Below are 19,772 nucleotides of genomic sequence, written 5' to 3'. Positions count from 1 at the left end.
AAATAGTAGCTCACCGTGCAATGTTTCTCATCTTTCGACAACTTTTCAAAACCTGTTGAAAACTCTTGAAAACGGACGAAAAGTTCTCAACATTGCCAACATGACCTGTTGAAAACTGGATGAAATATCGTGAAAAGTTGCCATGTACCGCTAAATCGAGCTTGGCTTATGGGGGAACCGTGTGAACTGCGCAACCTTTTACCTTTGATTTCTTGACATTTGAACATTGATTTCCCTACAATCTTCAAGCTCACGTGTCTATATCTGCGTCCGCGCCCCCGCGGACACTCGAAATGCAGCAGGAGGAACTTAAGATGAAGCGTACGTATCAGCCTAATAAGCGTAAGCGTGCCAAGACCCATGGCTTCCGTGCCCGTATGGCCACTAAGGGTGGTCGTGCCGTGCTCGCCCGTCGTCGCGCCAAGGGCCGCAAGCGTCTCACTGTCTAGCAGCGATACACACATCTCGCATGAAGACTATTAAGTCTCGGCAAGATTTCGAGCATGTGTTCAGTCAGGGGCGTCGTTTCAATCACCCTCTGATTCGAATGACCATATGTGAATCGGTTGGCGAAGGCGACTCCGGAAGGGTCGCCTTCGTTGGTGCTAAACGGCTCGGTTGTGCTGTCGTGCGCAACCGTTCTAAGCGTGTGATGCGCGAGGCCGCCCGCAGCTGCGGATTTCCCGTTGCGGGTTATGACATCATCTTGTTCGCAACTCCCAAGACGAGGGATTCCTCGCCGCAGGAGATGGACAAGGCATTGCGTTCGCTTATGAAACGCGCCGGCGTTGCCGGGGAGGAGCGATGAGCAATCACGTTTTGCGACGTGTTGCCATCGCTCCTATTCGCATATATCAACAGGTTATTTCGCCCTTATTGCCTGACGCCTGCATTTATTACCCAACGTGCTCGCAATACGCCATCCAGGCGATTGAGAAGTACGGTGTTTTGAGAGGCTGCTGGCTTGCCGTGAGGCGCATCGCTCGCTGCAATCCCCTGCACGTCGGCGGTTATGACCCTGTGCCCTAGCGGGCACTCGCTATCGGAGGAAAACTTACATGTGGGATTGGATCGTTAACATCCTTTTCGAGCTGCTCAAGCTCATCCAGACCTTTGCGGTCGACTGGGGCCTGTCCATCATCATCCTGGTGGTCATCATCCGTCTGCTGCTGACGCCGCTTATGCTCAAGTCGACCAAGTCGACGGCTCGCATGCAGGTGCTGCAGCCCAAGATGCTCGAGATCCAGGAGCGCTATGCCGACGATCCCCAGCGTCAGGCCGAGGAGATGCAGAAGTTCTACAGCGAGAACAAGTTCAACCCCATGGCTGGTTGTCTGCCGCTTCTGATTCAGATGCCTATCCTGTTTGCCCTGTTTACGCTGCTTCGTAACCTGCCGCAGTACTTTAACGAGGGCACGTTCTCGTTCTTCAACATCCTGCCCGACCTGACCACCACGCCGAGCGCTTCCTTTGCCGATGGCTTTATGGTTGCACTGCCTGCGCTGGTCTGCCTGATCCTGTTTGCCGTCCTGACCCTGATTCCGCAGCTCTATATGTCGCGCAACCAGACCGGCCAGCAGGCCCAGAGCATGCGTATGATGGCCGTTGTCATGACGGTCATGATGCTTTGGATGGGCTGGAGCCTTCCCGTTGGTGTTCTGCTGTACTACGATGTGTCTTCTGCCTGGCAGGTTATCCAGCAGATCTTCGTGACACAGAAGGTTATCGACAAGGCTAAGGCCGATGAGGAGGAGCGCCTCAAGAACGCGCCGCTGCAGGTCGAGGTTACCCGTCGCGAGAAGAAGCCGCGCCCGCACAAGAAGAAGTAGTCGGGATATCAATCTTATTTAGGTACCTAACTTTTGGAGTACGTTATGTCTGAAGAGATCATCGAGGATATGCTTGAGGAGGTTGCCCCGCAGATTGCGGGCGATTATCCCGAGATTGCACAGCGCTACAAGGCCGGTGAAGAGCTGACCGACGAGGAGCTCGACACCATTGCCGATGTCGCGATTTCCATCCTGCGTTCCATCCTTTCGCACTTCGATGCCGCCAACTCTCCTATCGATGAGTATGAGGGCGACGAGGGTGAGCTGATTCTGGATGTAACGGCTCCCGACCTTGCTGTTCTCATTGGCCGTCATGGTCGTACCCTTGATGCCCTTCAGGTTATGTTCTCTTTGCTGGTGAGCCGCAAGCTTGGCTTTAGGTATCCGGTTGTAGTGGACGTCGAGGGATACAAGAGCCGCCGACAGGACAAGGTTGCCTCCATGGCTCAGTCTGCTGCCGAGCGTGCCATCCGCACTCATAAGAGTGTTTCGCTTCCGCCCATGAATGCCTACGAGCGCCGACTGGTTCACATTGCACTTCGTGGCAATGATGCCGTCGATACTCATTCTGAGGGTTCTGACCCCGATCGCCATGTGGTGATTGTTGCTCGATAATCTACTCGAGCTTATGCTAAGGGGACGTGGTTTCCACGTCCCCTTTTTTTGTCAAAAGTTCTCGATACACTGATTTTTGTCAGAAAGGAGCTTTCGTTGTTAGTACTTACTGTGCAGCAAGCTGACGAGATGTTGAGTCGCCTAACTTCCTATTGCAAAGAGTATTCCTCGAGCATAACTGATGTTGAGCTGAGGAAATGTATCAAGCATTTGGATTTGGTTTTGGAAACAAATAAGACAACCAATCTCACCCGTATTCTCAACGTAGAAGATGCTGCAGTACTTCATATCCTCGACTCACTTGTTTTACTCCCCTATATCAATAAGGCTCCTGAGGGAGCTTTGCTCGATATGGGTACAGGTGCGGGCTTCCCTGGTATTCCGTTAACCATAGCCACGCATCGTAAAGCAACTTATATTGACTCTGTTGGCAAGAAGGTTGATGCTGTCAATTCCTTTGTCCATGCTCTTGGATTGAAACATGCTCATGCGGTCCATGATCGTCTTGAAGAATATGCTCGAAACCATAAGAAGCAGTTCTCTGTCGTAACCGCCCGCGCACTGGCCCCTCTACCGATTCTTGTTGAGTATGCGGCTCCGTTCCTCAAAGATGGAGGGCTATTTGTTATCACCAAGGGCAATCCTTCGGATGAGGAGCTTGCTTCCGGCATGTCAGCAGCTAAGATTTGCGGCTTTACTTTGCTTCTGAATGACGCAATCGATTTGCCTGAGGGCTTGGGCCACAGGGAGTTCATTGTTCTTAAGAAGAGCCATCCAGCATCTGTCTCATTGCCTCGTGCAAATGGCATGGCAAAGAAGAATCCGCTTGCCTAGATGTTTCACGTGAAACATAATGGATACTAACAACTTGCAGTGTTTCACGTGAAACATGGCGGTTGATATCGAATCGGAATGTTTCACGTGAAACATCCTCCGTTTGACAGCTTTAATACACACCAGGAGGGACCGTGGGATTTCGCGACGTTAAGCGTTCTAAGAGCGCAAAAGACACGCGTATCATTGCAATCATCAATCAAAAAGGCGGTGTCGGTAAGTCGACGACGGCTGTAAACCTTGCAGCAGCACTGGGTGAGCAGGGTCGTAAGACACTGATTGTCGATTTTGATCCGCAGGGAAACAGCACCAGTGGATTCGGAATTGAAAAAGAAGACCTTGATCGCTGCATCTATGATGCATTGTTGAATGATGTGACGGCAGAATCACTTGTTCTTGATACAAATTGCAAAAAGGTATTCGTAATTCCGGCTACCATTCAGCTTGCAGGCGCGGAAATTGAGCTCGTAAGCGCAATTGCTCGTGAAACCCGCCTCAAAGATTTGCTTGAGCCAATTCAGGACGAGTTCGATTTTATTTTCATTGACTGTCCTCCTTCGCTCGGCTTGCTTACAATCAACGCCTTGACTGCAGCAGACAGTGTTTTGATTCCGATCCAGTGCGAGTATTATGCACTCGAGGGTGTTACGAAGCTGCTTGAGTCAATGAAGATGGTCAAATCACGTCTGAACAAGGGCTTAGACACCTATGGCGTGCTTATGACCATGTATGACTCGCGTACTTCTCTGTCGAATCAGGTTGTTGAGGAGGTTCAATCGTACTTTGGTGATAAGGCGTTTAAGACGTTGATTCCCCGTACAGTTAAAATCTCCGAAGCTCCGTCTTTTGGAGAACCGGTAATTACCTATGCACCTCAAAATAAGGGTGCAAAAGCGTATATGAACCTTGCAAAAGAGGTGATCAAGCGTGCCTAGTGCAAAGAAACGTGGCGGATTAGGACGTGGTCTCAATGCTTTGGTCTCAGAGGCCGAGTATGAGACCGGTGGTTCGGCTGCATCTGCTTCAAATGCCGCATCTGAAACAAAACTCCCTATTGAGGATATCGTTCCCAACCCTAATCAGCCGCGAATTCACTTTAACGAAACTGAACTTCGCGAGTTGAGTGAGTCAATCCAAGAGCATGGTGTTTTGCAGCCGCTTTTGGTTCGCAAGCACGGAAACGGCTATGAGATCATTGCTGGTGAACGTCGTTACCAAGCGTCAAAGCTTGCTGGTCTTGAGGAACTGCCTGTCATCATTAAAGATGTTAATGATGAAGAGATGCTGGCCCTTGCACTTATCGAAAACCTTCAGCGTTCTGATCTGAATCCCGTTGAAGAAGCCAAGGGGTATCGCCAGCTCATTGATGCCAGTGGTATGACCCAAGAGGCATTGTCGAAGGCTGTAAGCAAGTCACGCTCTGCAATTACAAACTCGCTGCGCCTTCTCGATCTCCCCGAAGTTGTTCAGCAGATGATTTTTGAGGGTAAACTTACTGCTGGTCATGCACGTGCGATTCTTGCTGTTCCCTATGAGGACGCTCGAATTCGACTTGCTGAGAAGGTTGTTGCAGAGGGTCTTTCCGTAAGAGCGACAGAAAATCTTGCTCCGTTGTTTTCTGCCGGAGAGACGCCTAAAACGTCGAGGCCTGCAACGCCTCAGTCTTTTAAAAAGGCTGCCCGTGTACTTCGTCAGGTATTTAATACCAACGTACGTGTGAAGAGCTCACGTGGAAAGAATAAGATTGAGATTGAGTTTAAAGACGAGGAAGAACTCTCTCGTATTCTTGGTGAAATGATTCAGTTTGATCAAGGAGACCAAGATGAGGAATAAGATTTTAACTGCGATTGCATTGGCGACGACTGTCGCGGCTGGTGCCTTTGCTGGATATAAGATCGCGACAGACGATGAACTTCGAGGTCGTTTGCTTCGTGGCGCGCAAGATATCGTTGATACGTCCAAGAAGAAAATGGATGTTATGACAGAAGATGTTGCCATGCGCACTGCTCAGGTAACGAAAAATCCTAAGATTAATCAAGGTTGGGTTAGCAACCAATGGGAAAATGTAGGCTATTAGGTACCTAACAATTACTCAGCATATTCTAAGGGGCCCTTGTCTGATTCATGAGACAAGGGCCCCTTATTTTGGCCGTAAAAAATGGGACAGGAAGCAACTGATTCAAAATTGAGGTCAATAAATGAAACGGCCCCGGTTGCATATCCTGCAACCGGGGCCGTTCGATGTTTCACATGAAACGTTTTGGAGTGCGACTCCCCTATGCGTTCTTCTGAACTTTGAAGCGCTGTTTCAGCTGTCCGCAAGCGGCGTCAATATCGTTACCACGGGAGTTACGAATCGTGGTCTCGATGCCACGGGACTCAAGACGACGCTGAAGATCCTCAACCTTATGAATCGGCGACGGCTTGAGCGGGCTGCCCTCGATGTCGTTAAGTTGAATCAGGTTAACGTGGCACAGCGTTCCCTCGCAGAAGTCGCAGAGTGCCTGCATCTCGGGATTCGTGTCGTTGACGCCTTCGATCATGGCATACTCATAGGTCGGGCGGCGGCCAGTCTTCTCGGTGTAGAACTGAAGCGCTTCGTGAAGGCGAAGCAGCGTGTACTTCTTAACACCGGGCATGAGCTTGTTGCGCGTCGACTGGATGGCGGAATGCAGGGAAACGGCAAGAGTGAACTGCTCGGGGATATCGGCAAATTTGCGAATACCGGGAATAACGCCGCTGGTAGAGACGGTGAGGTGACGAGCGCCGATACCGATGCCATCGGGGTCGTTGAGGATACGCAGTGCCTTGAGAACCTCGTCGTAGTTGGCAAACGGCTCGCCCTGGCCCATGAAGACAACACTTGTGGCACGCTCGCCAAAGTCGTTGGATACATGAAGCACCTGGTCGACGATCTCTTGAGCGGTCAGAGAGCGCTTGAGGCCGTTGAGACCGGTGGCGCAAAAGGCGCAGCCCATGCCGCAGCCTGCCTGGGTGGAAACGCAGACGGAAAGCTTGTTACGACGGGGCATGCCGACAGTCTCGACGGAAATGCCATCGTGGTACTCGAGCAGATACTTGCGCGAGCCATCTTTGGAAACCTGCTTGGTGAGTTCAGTCGGCGTATCAAAGGCAAAAGCCTCTTTAAGCTGCTCACGGAAAGCCTTGGGAAGGTTGGTCATATCGTCAAACGAACAAACGTTCTTCTCAAAGACCCATTCGATGAGCTGCTTCGCGCGGAAGGCGGGCTGGCCAAGTTCGGCCACGAGCTCGCGAATATCGTTTTGGCTCAAGTCGCGAATGTCCTGAGATTTAGTCCTGGGATTCATGGAAGCCTTTCGATTTTGGGGAAACGTAGAGGGTATCGCTACAATATGGTATCAGCTGCAGAAATTATAGAGGAGGAGTCTGCCCATGCCGGGTAAAAGCCTAGAGAACATGCACGTAGCGGTCTTGGCGGGCGGTCATTCCGCCGAGCGCGAGATCTCGCTCGATTCGGGAAAGAACGTTGTGGTGGCACTGAAGGAAGCCGGCTACACCTCGGTGGAGCTGCTTGACACGGCCGCTGATGACTTTATGGTAACCATGGCGACCGGCGGATTCGATGTGGCATTTATCGCCATGCACGGCGCCGGCGGTGAGGATGGCGCCATGCAGGGTGCCATGGAGACCCTGGGTATCCCCTACACGGCCTCGGGCGTACTTGCCAGCGCCTGCGGTGCCGACAAGGAGGTCTCTAAGCTCCTATACGCCAAGGCGGGCATTCCCATTGCCCCCGGCCTTGCGCTCGAGGTGGGCGATGAAGTCGATATCGATCATATCGTCGAGGTTTGTGGCGAGCGCTGCTTTGTGAAGCCGGCCGTCAACGGTTCCAGCTATGGCATTTCCCTGGTCCATGAGCCCTCCGAGCTGCCCGCGGCAATCGCCAAGGCGTTTGAGTACGGCGACAAAGTGCTGGTCGAGAAGTGCATCGAGGGTACCGAGATCACCGTCGGCGTATACGGCGAAGATGACGTGCGCGCCCTGCCGATTGTCGAGATTCGTAAGCCCGAGGACTGCGAGTTCTACGATCTGGACGTGAAGTATGTCGACCCTACGGATATCCATCGCATTCCGGCGCAGATTTCACCCGAGAATTACGCTCGCGCTCAGGAACTTGCCTGTGCCGCTCACAAGGCCCTCGGTTGCCTGGGTATCTCGCGCAGCGACTTTATTGTGAGCGAGGACGGCCCCGTTATCCTCGAGACCAATACCATTCCCGGCATGACCGATACGTCGCTGTATCCGGATGAGATCCGCCACACCGACGACATGACGTTCCCGCAGGTCTGTGACAGCCTGATCCGTATGGGCCTTCGTCGAGCGGGCATTGCATGCTAATCGAGGACGCGGTTTCGTCAGGAACGCCGCAGTTTGTCATCGACTCCTATGCCACGCTTGCCGACCGCGCCAAAACGCAGTCCTTCGGTCTTATCGAGGAAGATGTGATTGTCCTCGATACCGAGACCACGGGTCTTTCGGTGCAGGACAATGAGCTGATCGAGATCTCGGCGGCCCGTCTTTCGGGCCGCGAGATCGTCGACCGCTTCGATACCTTCGTGCATCCCAAGCAGCTGATTCCCGCCGAGATTACCGAGCTCACGAGCATTACAAATGCCGATGTGGCAGATGCCCCGTCGGCCGTTGAGGCCGTCGCCGCTCTCGCCGATTTTGTCGGTGGTTGCCCGGTGATCGCACATAACGCCACGTTCGACCGCTCGTTTATCGAGTCTGTCAAAGGCGGCGTCAACGTGAGCGATATTTGGATCGATTCGTTGGCGCTGTCGCGCATCGCGCTTCCGCGCCTGGCCTCGCACAAGCTGTCTTTTATGGCCGATCTGTTTGGCTGCGACTCGGTATCACACCGTGCCAATGCCGACGTCGACGCCCTGTGTGGCGTATGGCGCGTGTTGCTCGTGGCGCTCACCGACTTGCCCCAGGGCCTCATGGCGCGCCTAGCCGACATGCATCCGGACGTGCCTTGGTCCTATCGTCCTATCTTCTCATTCTTGGCAGGGCAGAACCCTGGTTCTATCTTCTCTCTCAGCGCCGCTCGTGCTGACGTTCTCAAGGCCGATCGCGCCGACGATCGGGTGGACGCCGATGAACTGCCGGTTCTCAAGATGCCGAGTCGTGAGGAGATTGAGGCAGACTATGCGCCAGGTGGCCTAGTCAATCGCATGTATCCCACCTACGAGCCGCGTGATGAGCAGATCGCGATGGCGCTCGAGGTCCGCGATGCGCTGGTCACGGGCACTCATCGAGTAATTGAGGCAGGCACAGGCGTCGGCAAATCGATGGCCTATCTGGTGCCTTTTGCCGAGGCAGCACGCCGTAACAACATCACGGTTGGTATTGCGACCAAATCGAACAATCTTGCCGACCAGCTCATGTACCATGAGCTGCCAAAACTTGCCGAGCAACTGGACGGTGGTCTGTCATTTTGCGCGCTCAAGGGGTATGACCACTATCCGTGCCTGCGCAAGCTTGAGCGCATGAGCCGCGGCCAGGTCGAGATTACCACCAAGCGCGATCCGGCGGACACGCTCACGGCGGTCGCGGTCATTATGGCGTACGTCTGCCAATCAGCCGATGGCGACCTCGACTCGCTCGGCATTCGGTGGCGCAGCGTCAACCGTCCCGACTTTACGACGGCCTCGCGCGAGTGTGCTCGTCGCCTCTGCCCGTTTTTCCCTGATAAATGTTTGGTCCACGGTGCTCGCCGTCGTGCGGCGCATGCCGATGTGGTGGTCACCAACCATTCCCTGCTGTTCCGCAACGTCGCGGCCGAGGGCAGGATTTTGCCTCCGATTCGTCATTGGGTAATCGACGAGGCCCATTCCATCGAGCGCGAGGCGCGCCGTCAGTGGGCGCGCGTGGTGTCGGCGGACGAATCACGCGTCCTGTTCGAGCGCCTGGGTGGCTCGAGCACCGGCGCACTAAGCCAGGTTTCCCGTGATTTGGCAACCTCCGAGGGCTCTACGCTCTATCTGGGCCTTACTGCCAAGGCGACGTCGACGGTTGCCCGCGCGAGCATGGCAATCGCCGACGTGTTCGATGGCGTTCGCGAGCTCGGCCGCCGTGCGCGTGGGGGTTATGACAATGCCAATCTATGGATTGGCCCCGAGCTGCGCGAATCAGACGACTGGCATGATTTCTTACAGTCGGCCTACACTGGCATCGACGCATTGGAACAAGCTGACAAGAGCGTCGACGCGCTGGTGCAAGCCGTCGCCGCCGACAAGCCCGAGGTTGTTGTCGACCTGGGTGATATCTCGCGCCGCCTGCACGAGCTGGCCGAGAACCTCAAACTCATCATTGATGGCACCGATGAGCACTACGTGTATTCGCTGCAGGTCAATCGCAGACTTCGTGCCGGCGGAGAGTCGATGACCGCAGAGCGCATCGACATTGGCGAGGCTTTGGCAACCGAGTGGCTACCCGAGGTTCACACGGCTATCTTTGCCTCGGCGACCATGACGGTGTCCAAAAGCTTTGAGCACTTTAACCATGCGGTCGGCCTTGATCGCATCGGTGCTTCAACGTCGTCATCGCTGCACTTGGATTCGAGCTACGACTTCGATTCGAACATGGCTGTAGTCGTTGCGGGCGATATCCCCGATCCGCGCGATCGTGAGAGCTATCTTACGGCGCTCGAGCGCGTACTGGTCGACGCCCATCTTGCCATGGGCGGATCGGTGCTCACGTTGTTCACCAATCGGCGCGACATGGAGGACCTATACGCCCGCGTTGAGCCCAAGATGGCCCGTGCGGGTCTGGAGCTCAACTGCCAGCAGCGCAACTCATCTCCTCGTCGCCTGCGCGACCGGTTTATCAACGAACCGACCTCGTCGCTTTTTGCGCTCAAGGCCTTCTGGGAGGGGTTTGATGCCAGCGGCGAGACGCTGCGCTGCGTCATCATTCCCAAGTTGCCGTTCTCAAGCCCCACGGACCCGCTCTCGTGCGAGCGCAACCTGCGCGAAGACCGCGCATGGGCGCGCTATTCGCTGCCCGAGGCGGTGCTCGAGGTTAAGCAGGCCGCGGGGCGTTTGATTCGCTCGTCGACCGATAGCGGTGTGCTGATCTTGGCGGATCCTCGCCTGGTGACGAAGGGCTATGGCAAGAAGTTCTTAACGTCGCTGCCCACGAGCTCCTACCAGCGCATCGAATCGGCGCAGATCGGGCACTATCTACAGCTGTGGCGTGCACGCCACGAGCGGCGGCGCTAAAGCGGACAGACGAGGGTTTTTGCCATATCGCACAGACGCTTTGACAGAGCGGGGTCATCCAAGATGCGGATGGCTCCGCCCGCTGCGATTATCTGGCTCAGCAGCCAACGCTCGGAGCCGTAATGTACGGTTGCCGTTGCCATGTCTGTCCCGCTGCGCTCGATTAGGGTGATGCCGGCCCAGTTCAGATGCTCCGCCATATCGAATGGCATCAAGAGCTTTGCGCTACGCTGCGTCCGGGCAAGGGAATCGTGGAGGGATGCAACGTCCGGTACGTGAGACACGACGGAGTCTTCCGTCAAGGCGAGTCCCTCGATTTTATCCATGCGATAGGTGCGCTGCTCATCGACCGCGATGTCCCAGGCAATCAGGTATGTTTGGTCGCCGTTTGCCGTAATGCGCAAGGGGTCGACCAGACGCTCGCGTGGCCGTGCATCGTCCATCGAGCGATACGAGATGCGGCAGCGAACGCCGTCCTGAATGGCGCAGCTCAGCTGCTGCCAGTGCGACCCGTGGCTGACGGTGTCAGAGACGCGCTGGTTATAGCCGAGCTCTTCGGGTAGAAGAGCGTGTCGAATTCGAGCCGCCGCCTGGGGCTCGATCCCCAACGATTCAAGTTCGTGGTTGAGCACAGCGCCCTCGGCGGCACTCAGACGCAGCGGTAGCACACGCCCAGCGTCACCGGTGAGGACCACGCGCTCGCCGTGGCATTCGCAGATGATACGCGCACCCGATTCTCGGTCCGCGAGCGTCGAGACGATCTCGAGAATCTCGTCGAGCGACGCCCCCGTGATGTCAAAGCGACTGCAAATCTCGGTTCGTGTCATGCCGCTCTCGCCGGCGGCGTAGAGGGCCTCCATGATGTCGATGGCGCGCGAGAGCCTCTGCTCGCTGGTGAGTTTACGCACGGGCATGCTCGTGCACCGTCCTTTCAATGAGGTGGTTCCACGCCTGCTTGAGCGATTTGGGGGCCATGGGCCTCATGCCGTCCATGGCGTGGGCCATGCAAAATGAGGCGGCGGCTTCAAGATCGCGCACGTCAACGGTCCAAGTCCATCCCGAATCGGTGTGTGCGAGCTCACCTCGCCCGCGCGTGAGGCCGTTGATCATATCGATCTGCGTCTGCGGGGCGAACGAGAACGTAGCCGCAACGGGCGGGCGGTCGGCAAAATCGAATTCAAAGAACAGGTAGTCGCTGAGGTTGAAGTCCGCAGGGATAGCGTAGGCCTTTGAGGGGCGCCAAGCGCGAACGATACGGTCGCAGCGGAATGTCCTGATGTCGTCGGTGGCATTGTCGAGGCCGCAGAAGTACGCAACGCCCTCGCGCTCGAACATGCCGTAGACGCAGACGGTACGCTCTTTCTGCTCACCGCGTCCGTTCTGATATAAAAATCGCAGCGCGCATCGCTCGGCAAAGGCGCTCCATACCGCATCGACGGTGGGAGAGCGGCGGATCGGTGCATCGTCCACCGCCGACATGCCGGTGAGGTAGGCAATCTTGGAGCGAATATCGGCAAGCGGCGCGGCAAAGGTGGATGAGCCGGCCGCTAGCGTCTGGTCGATGGCGTTGAGCAGGATATCGGCGTCGTCTGCGGTGATGAGGCCGCCTGCAGCAAACGTGTGCTCGCGGTCGATTGTCCACGAGCTTTCCTCGGTCTCCTGCGCACCGGCGGGGCGAACCTCCTTGATTAAGATGCCACGCTCGAGCAGTTTGTCACGATCGCGCCGAAACTTGCGCTTATCCGAGTCAATGTTGCCCGAGCCATATCCCAGGTCAGAATCCAAGACGATTTGCTCGGTCGTCAGCGGTTCGGGGGAGCTGTTGAGCACAAAGAAAAGATTGAGGACACGCTGAGCCGTTTTATCGAAACTTGGCTCCGAATTTCCCTTTTTAATTGTCGCGGTCGCGTCGCTTGCCGTCATAGAGTCCTCGCATGAGAAGGTGGTTTGCTGCCATGATTTTAGTCCGATATGGAGATTAGGCTATATCCTTGTCCGCTCGGGGCGTTAAGATGGCCCGAATTCGATCGTTTGCGCTCGCTCGGGGTATACTTTCGACTATATACGGTTCTAATGTGCAAGCATTGGGCCTATTTGTCGGATTATGGATGTGGAGCGCACATGGCGAACACCCAGAACTATATTAACCACCTGCTGCAGAACACCGGCATCACGCCGGCATGCAGCGAAGAAGAGCGCTTGGCTGCCGAGGATATCGCTCAGATCTTCCGCAACCACGGCTTTGATCCCGAGGTTCAGGAGTTCAATGCCCCGGCGCCCAGTAGATTGGCATTTGCCGTTACTGGCATCCTTGCGTTTGCCGGCGCCCTGCTGATGGGCATCGGCGGCGGTATCGGCTTGGTCGGCACCTTGCTGGCCATTGTCGGTGCCGTGCTCTACGTGCTCGAGCGCACGGGCCACCCCGTGGTTTCGCGCCTGGGCAAGACGGGCGTGAGCCAAAATGTCATCGCCTACCACAAGGCCTCGGGCCCGCTTGCGTCTCCGCGCAACCGCCCGGTGGTCGTTGTCGCACACTACGACTCTCCCCGTGCTGAGCTGCTCGCCCGCGAGCCTTATGCTTCATATCGTGCGCTCATCGCCAAGCTGTTGCCCGTTGCCACGGTTGCCCCCGCTGCCGTTGCCATCCTGCGTATCCTGCCACTCCCCGGCGCGCTCAAGGTTCTGCTGTGGATTGTCGCGATCCTCGCTTCCCTCGTTGCACTTGTCAACGCGGCAAACATCATCTCTAACCGCCACATTCTTCCCTATACGTCCGGCGCGGTGTGCAACAAGTCTTCTGTCGCCGCTATGCTCGGCGTTATGGACAACGTTGCTCCCTTCCAGGGCGAAAACGAGTTTCCCGACGATGTTCCGTTCGATACCTATTTTGGGGAGCAGAAGCGTCGTGCCGAGGAAATGGCGCGCGCAGCGGCGGAGTATGCCGCGGCCCAGCAGCAAAACGACTACGGCAACACCATCGAGTACGAAGAGCCTGCCTACGCCGAGGACGAGTTCGGCCAGCCGATTGCTCCCGACGCTCAAACCGAGCCCGAACAGGGTGAAGCTTTCGACGAGCAGATCGAGGGCTTTGAGGGTGCATCTGCCGACGAGACGCTGATTGGCGCCATAGTGCCCGAGGATCAGAATCAGACTGTCCAGACCGAAGAGTTCAATGACGAGGTTTCCGCTGCCGATCCGGCGGAGGAGCCTGTCGCGGCCGAGCCCGAGCCCAAGCTCTATCGCAATGCCGCCGGCAACATCCGCTTTGGTTCGGATGCCATCCGTGCGCTCGGAATGCTTCCCGAGTCCTGCACGCTCGATTACGAGGAGGGCGAGGAGCCGACGTTTGAGCCCGAGCCTGTCCCCATCGTGACTGCGCCTGCGCCCGTTGCCACTGTGGATGATGAGTCTGCCGCGGTTACCGCTGCCGTTGCCGAGCCCGAGGCAGTGTCCGCGATCGATCCCGCGGCAGGGCTGGACATTTTGGCTCCCGCCGCGCCGGCGCAAGACGTTGCGGACGAGTCTGACGACGATTACGTTGAACAGCCGAGGCGCGTGTCTTACGAGAGCGATACTGATTTCTCGGCCGAGATTCCCGCGGCAACGCCCCATGCCGATATTGCATCCGCGTTCTCTTCGATTGGCGCCAGCGCTTCCAACTTCTTTAAGGGTGCGCTTGCAAAGGGCAAGAAATTTGTCGACGATTTCGAGGAGAAGCGCGCTGCCGCACGCGAGGCTGCCGAGCAGGATGCTATCGCTCAGCAGCAGGCAGCCGAGGCGGCACGTGAGCTCGCGGCGCAAGAGTTCGAGCAGAACGAGGCTATGCAGTCCGTGCCCGTCGATGCCGCCGAAGCTACAACGTCCTTTGAGTCCCAGCAGCCGACGTCCGCGGATGTTGTTGGGGCGACGACGTCTTTCGAGGCTCAGCAGCACGTCGATAGCACCATGTCGTTTGATGCCGCGCAGTTCGATTCCACGATAACGTTTGAAAAGCAGGGTACCGCGATTGCCGAGCCCCTTCCTGTTTCCGATGAGCAGGGCGACGCGGCAGACGATGACGAGCCTATTGATGCTGCCGAAATCCAAGATGCCGCCGAGGACGAGCCCGTCGAGGCCAACTCTGACGAAGAACAATACGCGGCAGCCGAGCAAGATGATTCGACCGAGGTCGAGCAGGAGGAAGTGTCTGCGGTTTCCAAGACTCCCGAGACGGATGAGTCGAGGCCTTACTCCACGCAGATTTTCACCATGCCGACCCCGAGTGGTTCCGGTGCCACGGTTGCCGATGTTTCTCCCACCCAGGACGAAACAGTCGATTCCCTTATGGCCCAGATTTCCTCCCAGGCATCACCACGCCCGCAGATGAATGTTCCCGATCCGGCGTCGGCTCCGTCGCCCGCACCTTCCTCGTCTCCGCTGGCTTCGGTCCCCGATTCGTCGCTACCGTCGATGAAGCAGGCAAACGTTGCGTCTCGCACGTCGCTGTTCGACCTTCCCGACCCCTCCGCACAGGTCAACGACCCCTTTGCTACCGCTCAGGGTCCCGAACCCACATCGGCACCCGTTGCGCCTCCTATGCCCGTTGCGTCGGGCGCTCAGCCGATCGAGACCATTTCGGCTCCCGCCCCGGCGGCACCCAAGTCTCGCAAGCGTGGCCTGGGCGGCCTGTTCGGTCGTAAAAAGAAAAACGAACAGGACAGCATGAGTGATTGGCTGGGCGTCGAAGACGATTACGATGCCAAGAAGTCCGGTCGCGGCATCGGTTCGTGGGATAATTTCGAGGACGATAACGATGGCTGGAAGGGCGGCGCTACGTCTTCCGACGGCGCTTCTTCCGAAGATATGCTCTCGGCTGTCGCCTCTATGGGCGATGATGAGCTGCTCGGTCACGATATCTGGTTTGTGGCAACGGGCGCCTCGGATTGTGATGGCGCCGGTATGAAGGCCTTCTTGGCTTCGCATCGCGATAAGCTCCGCGGCGTATTCTTCATCAATCTTGAATCCGTCGGCGCCGGTAGGCTTTCGGTGGTGACGGTCGAGGGCGAACAGCAGCTGCTCAAGGGCGATCGCCGCATCATGAACCTGGTCAGCAAGGTGTGCAAGTCGTTCCATGTCGATTGTGGCGCGCTCGAGATGCCCTATGCCAAGACCGATGCCTATGCCGCGCTCGAGGCGAGCCGCCGAGCCCTCACCATCGCCGGCGTGGACGGCACGCGCCTGGCTTGCGCTCGTACCGAGGACGACCTGCCCCACAATGTCAACCCGACGAACATTGCCACGGTATCCGAGGTCGTGACCGAGGTTATCCGCCGTTCGTAGACGGAGCTCTAAGGAGTCAACGTGTTTTCGTATATTAAGCGCCATTGGCCTGTCTACGTGATTTTGACCTTGATCGCCATTGCGTTAGGATTTGGGGCTGCCTACATCGTGGGTGCGAAGGGCTCGACCCCCGCCTCTGCAATCAGCGAAGAGGTGGAGCAAGAACAGAGCACGGGTGCCGATGGGATTCCTGAGTCCGAGCAGGCAATCGTTGATGGTGGATCTTCGTCTGCAGAGTAGATACGGCGATTTACATGATTGAAAGCGGGCGAGCCGGGGGACTGGCTCGCCCGCTTTTTTATCGCGCTAGAGCTTCTTTGGGATCGACCTAAGGCGAGCGAACCATAGGGCTGCGGCACCCGAGGTCAGGAGCGCGGTGATGCAAGCGGCGATGGGAGCAGATCCTGTTGCCGGTAGGTCCTGCGGTAGGGTACAGCGTTGAATGACACGGTCCTCGTCATGTGACTCAAGTTTATCGCCGCCGCCGTTGCGGCAAAGATCGACGCACGCGCTGTTGGTGAGTGCGGTTTGGGGCGTATAAGCCGACGTTGCCTGCATGTGCACGACTGCGCCCCGAGCGTCTGTGCCAAGGACTGCTTTGGCATCGTCAAGGTCGTCGTGCTCATCTTTGAGATCATCGCGGGTCCAGGAATCCGCATCGCTTCGAGTCGTAAAGCCGGCGGCTACTGCACCGTATTCAATGCGAATGCCCGTTACGACGGTATTGGATGCAAGGTCGAGTTCTTTCGCCTCGAGTGTGGTGGATTCCGTGGTTGAGACATCCGCCTTCCAGAGGTGCCAGCCGTCGTAATCGACGAGGCGACAGTCCTCACCCAGGCTCTCTTTTACTTCGTCGGACTCAAGCCAAGGATTTTCGTGCCCATCGTCAAGTGTCGCGTTTGCCGGCTCATCGACGTCTGTCGAGTCCAACGGCGTCGTGCGATACCACACGTTGCACAGACCGTTGAGATCGCCGATGGCGACAGGGGTTTCGATTGAGACGAATCTCGCCGTATCGTCCTCGGCACACTCAAGATCATCGGTAATTGTGAACTCATCAACCCAGGTAGCTGAATCGTTTCGAGCGTCGATGGTATAGGAGAAAAGTCCGTCCGTATTGGTTTGCGTTGCGGCGCGATTTTTACCATCGCCGTTGGCCAGCAGACCCTTCCCGATAGGTTGGACAAGCTCCTGACGCTTGTCGACCTGTCCTTTGATCTCGATGGGCGCATCCTTCATCGCGACGGATTGGACTTCTCCCGTATCCTTTATTTCAAACGTTATCTCCTCGGCAAGGTCATAGGTCCGCGGAGACATCATTTCGCGCAACGAGTAGGTGCCGGGTGCAAGATGTTCGACGCGGTGCGGCTTGTCGGATGAGGTCCAGGAGTCTATTTCGGTTTTATCGGGACCACATAAGGTGAGTTGTGCGCCTTTCACTTCCTGCTCTCCGCTTGCATCGACCTTGGAGATATCAATCTTGGTGTAATCGTCGGATATGTTAAGCCGCGCTTCTACAACGGGTGTTTTCTGGTCGGCATAAGCGAGGTCTACGATATGGGGCGTCCGGTCGAGTAAGAAGCCTGCCGGCGCTTGAGTCTCGACAACCTCGTAGCGTGCGGTGCCAGATCCCAGCGGGAGGTCGTCCGCGCGTGCTTCTCCAGTTTCATCCGTTGTGACGGTAGCGACAGTCACACCGTCGAGCGCGGCAATGCTACCGTCGCGGCGCACGATATCACCCAAGGCACGGATCTCAAAGATGGCGCCCGCGAGGCTGCTGCCGTCTACGGTATCGGTTTTAACGATCCTGATGTTTCCGGTCGCGGCGTGGTCATAATACGAGGCGATTGCAACGGGCGTTAGGTTCATGTCGGCGGGTATGTTTACCTCGATCTCTTCGCCGACAAGATAGGGCTCTTTGGCCGAGGTTTCGCGCACATAATAGGTGCCCGGCACGAGCGATTCGGGCAGTGTGACGGTCCCGGTCGCGTCAGTCGTAAAGGTGTCCATTACGTTATGTGCTGGATACCAGCAAGTTTGTGAGACAGGTTCGTGATTGCTGTCGAGGAGTTGGAAGGTGAATCCGGCTAGTGGAACAGAAGCGCCTGTTTGGGCATCGCGTTTTACAATCTGGAGATGCGTCGACAGAGCGTGGTTGTCCACGATATATTGAAGCTCGGCGCCGTTGGAAATCTGATTGGCCCCGACGGTCCATTCCCCTGCACGTTTAAAACCCTCGGGGACGGTTTCCGGAACCTCGCGGACCGTGTAGCCGGCGCGGTCGTATGGGATGGCTCCGTGGACACCGGCGGGTCGCTTGCCTGCGCCGAACCATGCTTCTGACTGATCTTTGGTGGAGGCAAAGCCATAGATGTTTGTGGTCAGTGTGCCAACAACCTGCTGAGAGCTGTTGCTCACAACCTCAAAGACAACACCTCCCGCCGGCTGCTCCAAGCCGGATTGGTCGCTATTGCCGTAGTCCTTGAATTTGGAAATCTCAAGGTCAAACGCAATGGGGATATCGGAAACACGAGATTCGATCTCGACCACGCCTGAATCGCCGAGCTGGTCGACTCCAACGGTATAGGTCCAGCTGTCGTTGGATGGCAGGTAGCCCTCGGGGGCTTTTGATTCGTAGATGGTAAAGGTTCCTAAGGGGACATCGGCGAGGGTGGCCCGACCGCTTTCGTCGGTCGTGAGGATTTGCGCCCATCCAGGGGTTGATTGTGATACGCACACGAATTCTGCTCCTGCGAGCGAAGCTCCAACTTGGGGGCCTGCATTCGTCGCGGCATCGAGCTTTGCGATGCGCAAGGTAATGGTGCCAGGTTGTTCATCAATGGCGACCCGCCCGCCGTCATTCCCCGTGGTAAAGGCAATACGATCGTGGCGGGGGGCATAGCCGGCCGGCGCCTTGGTTTCAACTAGGTAGTATGCCGTGTTGGGCAGAAGTGTTGCTTGCGCTTGACCGTGGCTGTCCATCTGGATGGTGCCGACACGCGCGCCGCTGGCGCTCTCAAAAATATCGAATGTTGCCCCGGTAAACTGATAGGTATTGTTTCCGCTGGTAATAACGGTGTTAGCAGACTGCTTTTGGAAGGAAACAGAGACCGCCGGCAGTACATAGAGCATGTCTTGACGTTTGCTGCCGCCCGATACGGCCCCTAGATAGCGTCGCGCGCGGTGCGGAGCGGCTTTGATGCTTCCTGATTTTGCGCTGTCGTGGAGCCATCGCGCAGCCGCCACGACTTCATTGTCGGCGGTAAAGTGCCCACTCTTGGTTTTGCCCTGAGCGGTCGTGTAGGAGTAGGTGCCGTCGACATGGGTAGTGCCGTTGAGCATCCATACGGCAAGCTGGGTGGCGGCGCGGGCGCGATCGGGTGAAAGATGGTAACCGCCAAACGACGTGGCGGTAGGATATCCGTGACAAACGATTGCCGCGAACTCGTCGTCGAGCCACACCCAGCCTTGATCAAAGTTGAGCCATGGGCCGCCCGGTTTGGTGGGTCCGGGGCGTTCCTGGTTCATGCAGTAGGCAATCGAGGCGTCTTGAGCTTCATATTTGCCGATGAAGAAGGGCCCACAATCATCGCTAATAGTACGGAAGCCGAGCTGGTCGTAGCCATCGACGGCAAATGCGGCTCCCGGTGCCAGGCAGCCGAACAGCAGGAAGAGGAGCAGGAGCAGCGGACCTGTTGCGATTGCGCTGTGGACAGAGTGCGTGGGTGCGTTGGACATGGCTGCTCCTTATCCCTCGTGCGCCGCACGGGGAGGCCGCGGCGCTTGGGATGAGGCTACCCCCGAGGTTCATGCGGGTAAGTACCGGAGCCTGACCAAAAGCTTGCCCAATTCCTGACAAATTGAGCTCAAATACAACAATCAAGCAAAAGCGCAGGTAGAAGATAGG

The 19,772-nt window shown here is 56.7% G+C and carries 17 protein-coding genes; 13 read left to right on the top strand and 4 right to left on the bottom strand.

Annotation, left to right across the window (positions count from 1 at the left end; all coding sequences use genetic code 11):
- The first annotated feature begins 314 nt into the window (after positions 1 to 314).
- The 9 genes from rpmH to DW136_RS08115 all read left to right on the top strand — a co-directional run bounded on the left by rpmH (position 315) and on the right by DW136_RS08115 (position 5,355).
- The gene (gene rpmH / locus DW136_RS08155; protein WP_019127408.1) at positions 315 to 449 is read left to right on the top strand and encodes a 50S ribosomal protein L34; all 135 of its coding nucleotides are present in this window, start codon (positions 315 to 317) and stop codon (positions 447 to 449) included.
- Positions 450 to 469: 20 nt separating this feature from the next.
- Positions 470 to 808 (top strand): ribonuclease P protein component, encoded by a 339-nt coding sequence (gene rnpA, locus DW136_RS08150; protein WP_117766363.1) that lies wholly within the window; start codon positions 470 to 472, stop codon positions 806 to 808.
- Entirely contained in the window at positions 805 to 1,029 is a 225-nt protein-coding gene (gene yidD / locus DW136_RS08145) for a membrane protein insertion efficiency factor YidD (RefSeq protein ID WP_117584026.1), read from the top strand. The genes rnpA and yidD overlap by 4 nt, the downstream gene beginning before the upstream one ends.
- A gap of 29 nt (positions 1,030 to 1,058) precedes the next feature.
- Positions 1,059 to 1,829: a YidC/Oxa1 family membrane protein insertase gene (locus tag DW136_RS08140; RefSeq protein ID WP_117584025.1), complete on the top strand. Its 771-nt coding sequence runs from the start codon at positions 1,059 to 1,061 to the stop codon at positions 1,827 to 1,829.
- Positions 1,830 to 1,874: 45 nt separating this feature from the next.
- Positions 1,875 to 2,444 carry a R3H domain-containing nucleic acid-binding protein gene (locus tag DW136_RS08135; RefSeq protein WP_117786710.1) on the top strand — a complete coding sequence of 190 codons (570 nt, stop codon included), beginning with the start codon at positions 1,875 to 1,877 and terminating at the stop codon, positions 2,442 to 2,444.
- 96 nt (positions 2,445 to 2,540) lie between these two features.
- Positions 2,541 to 3,278, top strand: coding sequence for a 16S rRNA (guanine(527)-N(7))-methyltransferase RsmG (gene rsmG / locus DW136_RS08130; protein ID WP_233546551.1), 738 nt, complete (start codon positions 2,541 to 2,543; stop codon positions 3,276 to 3,278).
- A 134-nt stretch (positions 3,279 to 3,412) separates the two neighbouring features.
- Positions 3,413 to 4,213, top strand: a complete 801-nt coding sequence (locus tag DW136_RS08125) for a ParA family protein (protein ID WP_118289385.1) — start codon at positions 3,413 to 3,415, stop codon at positions 4,211 to 4,213.
- Positions 4,206 to 5,111 carry a ParB/RepB/Spo0J family partition protein gene (locus DW136_RS08120; RefSeq protein WP_199409702.1) on the top strand — a complete coding sequence of 302 codons (906 nt, stop codon included), beginning with the start codon at positions 4,206 to 4,208 and terminating at the stop codon, positions 5,109 to 5,111. The genes DW136_RS08125 and DW136_RS08120 overlap by 8 nt, the downstream gene beginning before the upstream one ends.
- On the top strand, positions 5,101 to 5,355 hold the full coding sequence (locus DW136_RS08115; RefSeq protein WP_022093798.1) for a hypothetical protein: 255 nt from the start codon (positions 5,101 to 5,103) through the stop codon (positions 5,353 to 5,355). The genes DW136_RS08120 and DW136_RS08115 overlap by 11 nt, the downstream gene beginning before the upstream one ends.
- Before the next feature lie 199 nt (positions 5,356 to 5,554).
- Here DW136_RS08115 and rlmN read toward each other — a convergent pair whose 3' ends face one another.
- On the bottom strand, positions 5,555 to 6,607 hold the full coding sequence (gene rlmN / locus DW136_RS08110; RefSeq protein ID WP_118289384.1) for a 23S rRNA (adenine(2503)-C(2))-methyltransferase RlmN: 1,053 nt from the start codon (positions 6,605 to 6,607) through the stop codon (positions 5,555 to 5,557).
- An 85-nt stretch (positions 6,608 to 6,692) separates the two neighbouring features.
- On the opposite strand from rlmN, the gene DW136_RS08105 reads away from it, so the two are divergent.
- Entirely contained in the window at positions 6,693 to 7,658 is a 966-nt protein-coding gene (locus DW136_RS08105; protein ID WP_117637917.1) for a D-alanine--D-alanine ligase, read from the top strand.
- Positions 7,652 to 10,546: a helicase C-terminal domain-containing protein gene (locus DW136_RS08100; RefSeq protein WP_118289383.1), complete on the top strand. Its 2,895-nt coding sequence runs from the start codon at positions 7,652 to 7,654 to the stop codon at positions 10,544 to 10,546. Before DW136_RS08105 ends, DW136_RS08100 begins: the two co-directional genes overlap by 7 nt.
- On the opposite strand, the gene DW136_RS08095 is transcribed toward DW136_RS08100, so the two are convergent.
- Positions 10,543 to 11,460: a YafY family protein gene (locus DW136_RS08095; RefSeq protein ID WP_117637915.1), complete on the bottom strand. Its 918-nt coding sequence runs from the start codon at positions 11,458 to 11,460 to the stop codon at positions 10,543 to 10,545. The genes DW136_RS08100 and DW136_RS08095 overlap by 4 nt on opposite strands.
- Positions 11,447 to 12,469, bottom strand: coding sequence for a YafY family protein (locus DW136_RS08090; RefSeq protein WP_118289382.1), 1,023 nt, complete (start codon positions 12,467 to 12,469; stop codon positions 11,447 to 11,449). The genes DW136_RS08095 and DW136_RS08090 overlap by 14 nt, the downstream gene beginning before the upstream one ends.
- Positions 12,470 to 12,667: 198 nt before the next feature.
- On the opposite strand from DW136_RS08090, the gene DW136_RS08085 reads away from it, so the two are divergent.
- Positions 12,668 to 15,865: a hypothetical protein gene (locus tag DW136_RS08085; RefSeq protein ID WP_118289381.1), complete on the top strand. Its 3,198-nt coding sequence runs from the start codon at positions 12,668 to 12,670 to the stop codon at positions 15,863 to 15,865.
- Between the two features lie 21 nt (positions 15,866 to 15,886).
- On the top strand, positions 15,887 to 16,105 hold the full coding sequence (locus tag DW136_RS08080; protein ID WP_022094153.1) for a hypothetical protein: 219 nt from the start codon (positions 15,887 to 15,889) through the stop codon (positions 16,103 to 16,105).
- A 66-nt stretch (positions 16,106 to 16,171) separates the two neighbouring features.
- Here DW136_RS08080 and DW136_RS08075 read toward each other — a convergent pair whose 3' ends face one another.
- Positions 16,172 to 19,603, bottom strand: coding sequence for a SpaA isopeptide-forming pilin-related protein (locus DW136_RS08075; RefSeq protein WP_118289380.1), 3,432 nt, complete (start codon positions 19,601 to 19,603; stop codon positions 16,172 to 16,174).
- Between the last annotated feature and the right edge of the window lie 169 nt (positions 19,604 to 19,772).

The organism is Collinsella sp. AM12-1 (assembly GCF_003472325.1).
Taxonomy (GTDB): domain Bacteria; phylum Actinomycetota; class Coriobacteriia; order Coriobacteriales; family Coriobacteriaceae; genus Collinsella.
This window is presented reverse-complemented; position numbering and strand designations above follow the sequence as displayed.

Excerpts from the sequence above, each read along its gene's own strand:
- DW136_RS08115 (WP_022093798.1), top strand. The coding sequence starts at position 5,101 with ATGAGGAATAAGATTTTAACTGCGATTGCATTGGCGACGACTGTCGCG.
- DW136_RS08090 (WP_118289382.1), bottom strand. The coding sequence starts at position 12,469 with ATGACGGCAAGCGACGCGACCGCGACAATTAAAAAGGGAAATTCGGAG.
- DW136_RS08135 (WP_117786710.1), top strand. The coding sequence starts at position 1,875 with ATGTCTGAAGAGATCATCGAGGATATGCTTGAGGAGGTTGCCCCGCAG.
- DW136_RS08105 (WP_117637917.1), top strand. The coding sequence starts at position 6,693 with ATGCCGGGTAAAAGCCTAGAGAACATGCACGTAGCGGTCTTGGCGGGC.
- DW136_RS08085 (WP_118289381.1), top strand. The coding sequence starts at position 12,668 with ATGGCGAACACCCAGAACTATATTAACCACCTGCTGCAGAACACCGGC.
- rnpA (WP_117766363.1), top strand. The coding sequence starts at position 470 with ATGAAGACTATTAAGTCTCGGCAAGATTTCGAGCATGTGTTCAGTCAG.
- DW136_RS08100 (WP_118289383.1), top strand. The coding sequence starts at position 7,652 with ATGCTAATCGAGGACGCGGTTTCGTCAGGAACGCCGCAGTTTGTCATC.
- rlmN (WP_118289384.1), bottom strand. The coding sequence starts at position 6,607 with ATGAATCCCAGGACTAAATCTCAGGACATTCGCGACTTGAGCCAAAAC.
- rpmH (WP_019127408.1), top strand. The coding sequence starts at position 315 with ATGAAGCGTACGTATCAGCCTAATAAGCGTAAGCGTGCCAAGACCCAT.
- DW136_RS08095 (WP_117637915.1), bottom strand. The coding sequence starts at position 11,460 with ATGCCCGTGCGTAAACTCACCAGCGAGCAGAGGCTCTCGCGCGCCATC.
- DW136_RS08075 (WP_118289380.1), bottom strand. The coding sequence starts at position 19,603 with ATGTCCAACGCACCCACGCACTCTGTCCACAGCGCAATCGCAACAGGT.
- DW136_RS08140 (WP_117584025.1), top strand. The coding sequence starts at position 1,059 with ATGTGGGATTGGATCGTTAACATCCTTTTCGAGCTGCTCAAGCTCATC.
- yidD (WP_117584026.1), top strand. The coding sequence starts at position 805 with ATGAGCAATCACGTTTTGCGACGTGTTGCCATCGCTCCTATTCGCATA.